This is a genomic window from Streptomyces sp. CB01881, from assembly GCF_002953255.1.
GTDB lineage: Bacteria > Actinomycetota > Actinomycetes > Streptomycetales > Streptomycetaceae > Kitasatospora.
This window is the reverse complement of the sequence record NZ_CP026498.1, coordinates 10,957,548-10,962,224: the sequence shown is the minus strand read 5'-3', so window position 1 is coordinate 10,962,224 and position 4,677 is coordinate 10,957,548. Positions and strand designations below refer to the sequence as shown.

The following is a 4,677-nucleotide window of genomic DNA, read 5'->3' as shown; positions in this document are numbered from 1 at the left end:
ATACAGAGGCGCCCTTGGTAGCGCCGAACAGTCCTCGACCTTGGTCTCGCGCCTGAACGCGCGGGAGCGCTGTCCCCGGACCAGTACTGGGCCTGCGCACATCAATTCTCAGGGACTCAGCCGCCGGACAGCCGCTGCTGCTTCACCCATGCCTGAACCTCAGACACCTTGAACTGAAGCTTCGCGTTCCGCCCACACCCAAACCTGTATGGGACGAGTCCCGCGCCAGAAGCTTCGCGATACACCCACGGAAGCGACATGTTCAGGAATTTCGCGGTCTCCTTGGCGCTCATAAACTGCTGGGTCACTGGATCCCTCACTACGGCAGCCGGCATCTGCCGCAGAGAATCACACACCAAGAGCCGTTTGACCGGACCGAAATACTGCGCTAAGGCGGTTAGCCGGGTCACGGCAACATGATCCGGCTACCCAACTTGGAGAGAAGGCAACTGAGAGAACGGGCAGGTTGCGGAGCCGCCAGGCTGATCACGAACCCACAGTGGTGGTGGGACCTGTCCGCCAGCAGCCAAGCCCTCCAGGACTGATCACGGCCTCCGGCAAGCGCCCGGTGGATGCCGCGTTCTCGCGTTGCAACCGCTCCAGGGGCACTCACGACGCACATCGTCTGCGACCCGAACCACCCTGACTACCTGTTGCAAGCCCTTCGGGGCTGATCACGACCGGGAACGCCCCGTTGATCCGGGCCGCGGCCTGCGGTTGCAAGCCCTCCAGGGCTGATCACGACGGTGTCCACGATTCTGGGGGTGTAGGTGGACAGCCGGTTGCAAACCCTCCAGGGCTGATCACGACACGTCCCGAGCGCGTCGCCCTGGGGGAAGTGCTTGGGTTGCAAACCCTCCAGGGCTGACCACGACATGTCGTCGATCGGGCCCACCCGAACGTTGACGCCGTTGCAAACCCTCCAGGGCTGATCACGACTCCGGTCAGCACGGCTGATCCTCTGGTCATGACCACGTTGCAAACCCTCCAGGGCTGACCACGACCTACGAGGGCGACGGGTTGCCGTGGCCCGCCTTGCGTTGCAAACCCTCCAGGGGCTGATCATGACGGGGACCTGAGCTTCCCCCGGTGTGCGGGAGGTGCTGATTAGCTGGTCAGGGCGGGTGTGGGTGGTTCGACGGTCACTGGTTCGGCCGTCGCCTGGCTGGCGTAGTGCTTCGCCTCGTACTCGTCCGGGCTGAGCCAGCCGAGGCGCTTCTGAATGCGCCGGGTGTTGTACCACCCGTCGATATAGGCGAACAGTGCCAGGTCGGCGTCGGTGCGGGTCGCGAAGGTCGTGCGGCGCACGCACTCGGTCTTCAACACGCTCCAGAAGTTCTCGGCCAGGGCATTGTCGAACGAGTCCCCGACCGTGCCCATGCTCGCCTCAATTCCAGCTTTGAGTAGGCGAGTTGTGAGCTTGATGGACGTATATTGACAGCCGTGGTCGCTGTGGTGGATCAGCTTCCCGGGCTCCACTGGGCGGCCGTGGAGGGCGTACTCCAGTGCCGTGAGGACCAGGTCGGCGTCCGCCCGCTCCGAGGTGTGCCAGCCCACGATCCGGCGGGAGAACGCGTCGCGGATCGTGGCCAGCCACCACGGTCCCTCGCCGGTCGGGACCAGCGAGATGTCGGCGACCCACAGCCGGTTGGGGGCGTTCGCGGTGAAGTCGCGCTGGACCAGGTCCGGGGCGAGGTCGGCCGCCGGGTCGCGGCGGGTGAAGGAGCGAGGCCGGCGCGGGCTGACGCCCTGAAGCCCGGCCACGCGCATCAGACGCTCGACCCTTTTACGGCCGACGTGCACTCCCTCGCGCCGCAGGACGGCGTGGACGCGCGGGGAACCGTAGGTGGCATCCGAGTCCGAGTGGACGCGGCGGATCTGCTCGGTCAGTTCGATGTCCTGGCGCCTGCGCTCGCACGGAGCGTGGACGTCGCGGCGCCAGCGGTAGTAGGTGGAGGCGGGGATGTGCAGTTCCCGGAGGACGGGCTCGGCCCCGAAGCGGTCCTGGTGCTCGTCGATGAGCTTCAGTACCGTCGCCGGGTCGGGTCGAGCTCCTGGGCGAAAAAAGCCGAGGCGGCCTTGAGGATCTCGCAGGACCGGCGCAGCTCGGCGTTCTCCTTGCGCAGAGCGGCCAGTTCTTCTTTCTCAACGGTGGTCAGCCGGTCGTCGCGCTCGCCGCGGTCGGCCTCGTCCTGGCGGATCCAGTTGCGCAGGGCCTCGTGGTGCACGCCGAGGTCCCGGGCCATCTGCCGGATCACGGGCTTCGGGTCGGCGGCCCGGTACGCGGCAACGGCTCGCTGCCGCAACTCGGGCGGGTACTTCATCGGTGCAGCCATGGCAGAGGCTCCCTTCTCACGACCTATCAGGTCATGTCCGGCAACCTTCCGCACCTCGGGGGAACCTCAACCCCGGACCAGCCGCTCACCCCCGCCCAGGTGTTGCAAACCCTCCAGGGCTGATCACGACGCCGGTACCCAGCGGCTGGACACGTATGAGCTGGACACGTTGCAAGCCCTCCAGGGCTGATCACGACTGGCGACGGCGGCGGCGATGTAGACGACACCGATGTTGCAAGCCCTCCAGGGCTGATCACGACAGCGGAGTCGTACTTCCGGGACCACCGGCAGATCGTGTTGCAAGCCCTCCAGGGCTGATCACGACCCAGATCGGGGCCCGGGTGCTGCCGGGGATCGAGCAGTTGCAAGCCCTCCAGGGCTGATCACGACCATCCAATTGCCGGCTGAGGCGGCGCATCGTCGCGTGTCGTGTTGCAAGCCCTCCAGGGCTGATCACGACCGCGGATCCCGCACTGGAGTTGGTGACGTACCCGGTGTCGTTGCAAGCCCTCCAGGGCTGATCACGACGCGAAGACACTAGGATCTTGGCCATGGCAGCACCAGTTGCAAGCCCTCCAGGGCTGATCACGACCGCAGGGCCTTGTCCATGGCGGCCTGCCCGTACAGCTGTTGCAAGCCCTCCAGGGCTGATCACGACCCCGGGCTCAGTGGCTGTTGTCGTTCCGATCTTGAGCGGTGTTGGTCGAACGGGAGTCTCGATCGGGTGAGTGTGGCGGCCGCCGCGCATGAAAGCAGGGCCTCTTGGTAGCTCGAAGGGTGTCTACGCCAAAGAGCGGTCCAGGAGGCCCTGTTGTCGCAGTTGTACGCCATCGCGGAGGCAGGGTCCACTTCGGTCACCCTCGCGTGTGACTGCCTCGCTCACCGGTTCGGGAACGCCGCCGACCACGGGGCGCGCGAGCGCCGCTACCCGACGGACATGTCGGACGCGGAGTGGGCGGTGGTGCGGCCGCTGCTGCCGGTGCCGGCCTGGCTGCGCGGGCGGGGCGGTCAGCCGGAGGCCTACTGCCACCGCATGATGTTGGACGCGATCCGCTACCTCGCCGACAACGGAACGAAGTGGCGGGCGATGCCGGCCGACTTCCCGCCATGGGACCGGGTCTACGCGTTCTTCCGCCGCTGGCGCGACCTCGGTCTGGTGCAGGAGTTCCACGACCGGTTGCGTGGAAGGGTCCGGGAGAGGGCGGGGCGGGACCCGGAGCCGAGCGCGGGCGTGATCGACTCCCAGTCCGTCAAGGCGGACGCCGTCGTCGGCGCCGACAGCCGCGGCTTCGACGGCGGCAAGCTGATCAACGGCCGCAAGCGCCACGTGGTGGTCGACACCCTCGGCCTGCTGCTGGGGGTGATGGTCACCGCGGCGGACATCGGCGACCGCGCCGCCGCCCATGTCCTGCTCGCCCGGGTCGCCGCCGCACACCACCGGCTGGCCCTGGTCTGGGCCGACGGCGGCTACACCGGCCCCCTCGTCGAGCACTGCCTGGCCGCCCTCGCCCTGGTCCTCGCCATCGTCAAACGCAGTGACGACATGCGCGGCTTCGTCGTGCTGCCCAAGCGGTGGATCGTGGAGCGGTTCTTCGCCCACCTGATGCGAAGCCGCCGCCTCGTGCGGGACTTCGAACGCTCCACCACCAGCGCGGAGGCGATGGTCTACTGGTCGGCGACGATGCTCATGACCCGCCGCCTGGCCCGGCCACGGCCTTCGCCAGCGTGAACCGGCCCGGTGCCGGCTCGGCCAGCCACCCCCGCGCTGTCAGCCGCTTCGCTTTCGACCGCAGGGCCTCCACCTTCGCGGGCACCGGGTCCAGGCCGAAGCTGCCGGCCATCTCCTGGCACGTCAGTGACCCCTGGCCGAGACGATTCCGGTCCGCGAGCACCTGCAGGATGCGCTGGTAGTCCACCGACAGTGCCGACCAGGCCAGCCCCGCACGCCACATCGGCACCACCGATTTGGGCTTCGCCGCCTCCGAAGATGCCGGCAGCGCGCACGGTTCACCGCGATCCGACGGCTCCTCGGCGGCACCCGGGCCGGCGACGTCGCCCCCTGAGGACAGCACCTCGTCGACACGCGAACGGGCGATGACCCACTCGTTCCACTCCCGCTCGGCCACGACCAGCTCGGCCTGGATACGGTCGGCCTCCTCCCGAAGGTTGTCCAGACGACGGCGAGCGGTGAGCTCACGCTGTTCCAGCAGTCCCACGACCGACGGCATCCCGACCTCCACACGAGCGGCGACTCAACACGCCACCACTCCCCGAGACCGCCGACCTCATGCCTGAACAGCGGAAACGCAGCTCTCACGCCCGGAAAGACAACAGCGACTCA

The 4,677-nt window shown here is 67.7% G+C and carries 4 protein-coding genes and 2 CRISPR repeat arrays; of the genes, 1 reads left to right on the top strand and 3 read right to left on the bottom strand.

Annotated features, from left to right (window positions below):
* Nucleotides 1-652: 652 nt before the first annotated feature.
* Nucleotides 653-1,061: direct repeats of the CRISPR family, unit length 22 nt; unit sequence GTTGCAAACCCTCCAGGGCTGA.
* 46 nt (nt 1,062-1,107) lie between these two features.
* Nucleotides 1,108-2,019 (bottom strand): IS3 family transposase, encoded by a 912-nt coding sequence (locus tag C2142_RS37200; protein WP_241003159.1) that lies wholly within the window; start codon nt 2,017-2,019, stop codon nt 1,108-1,110.
* Between the two features lie 5 nt (nt 2,020-2,024).
* Nucleotides 2,025-2,336 (bottom strand): transposase, encoded by a 312-nt coding sequence (locus tag C2142_RS37195; protein ID WP_063352655.1) that lies wholly within the window; start codon nt 2,334-2,336, stop codon nt 2,025-2,027.
* A gap of 101 nt (nt 2,337-2,437) precedes the next feature.
* Nucleotides 2,438-2,994: a CRISPR direct-repeat array (repeat unit 29 nt; unit sequence GTTGCAAGCCCTCCAGGGCTGATCACGAC).
* Between the two features lie 153 nt (nt 2,995-3,147).
* Here C2142_RS37195 and C2142_RS37190 point away from each other — a divergent pair.
* On the top strand, nt 3,148-4,065 hold the full coding sequence (locus C2142_RS37190) for an IS5 family transposase (RefSeq protein ID WP_241002374.1): 918 nt from the start codon (nt 3,148-3,150) through the stop codon (nt 4,063-4,065).
* Here C2142_RS37190 and C2142_RS37185 read toward each other — a convergent pair.
* Nucleotides 4,022-4,564, bottom strand: a complete 543-nt coding sequence (locus C2142_RS37185; protein WP_148641175.1) for a hypothetical protein — start codon at nt 4,562-4,564, stop codon at nt 4,022-4,024. The genes C2142_RS37190 and C2142_RS37185 overlap by 44 nt on opposite strands.
* Between the last annotated feature and the right edge of the window lie 113 nt (nt 4,565-4,677).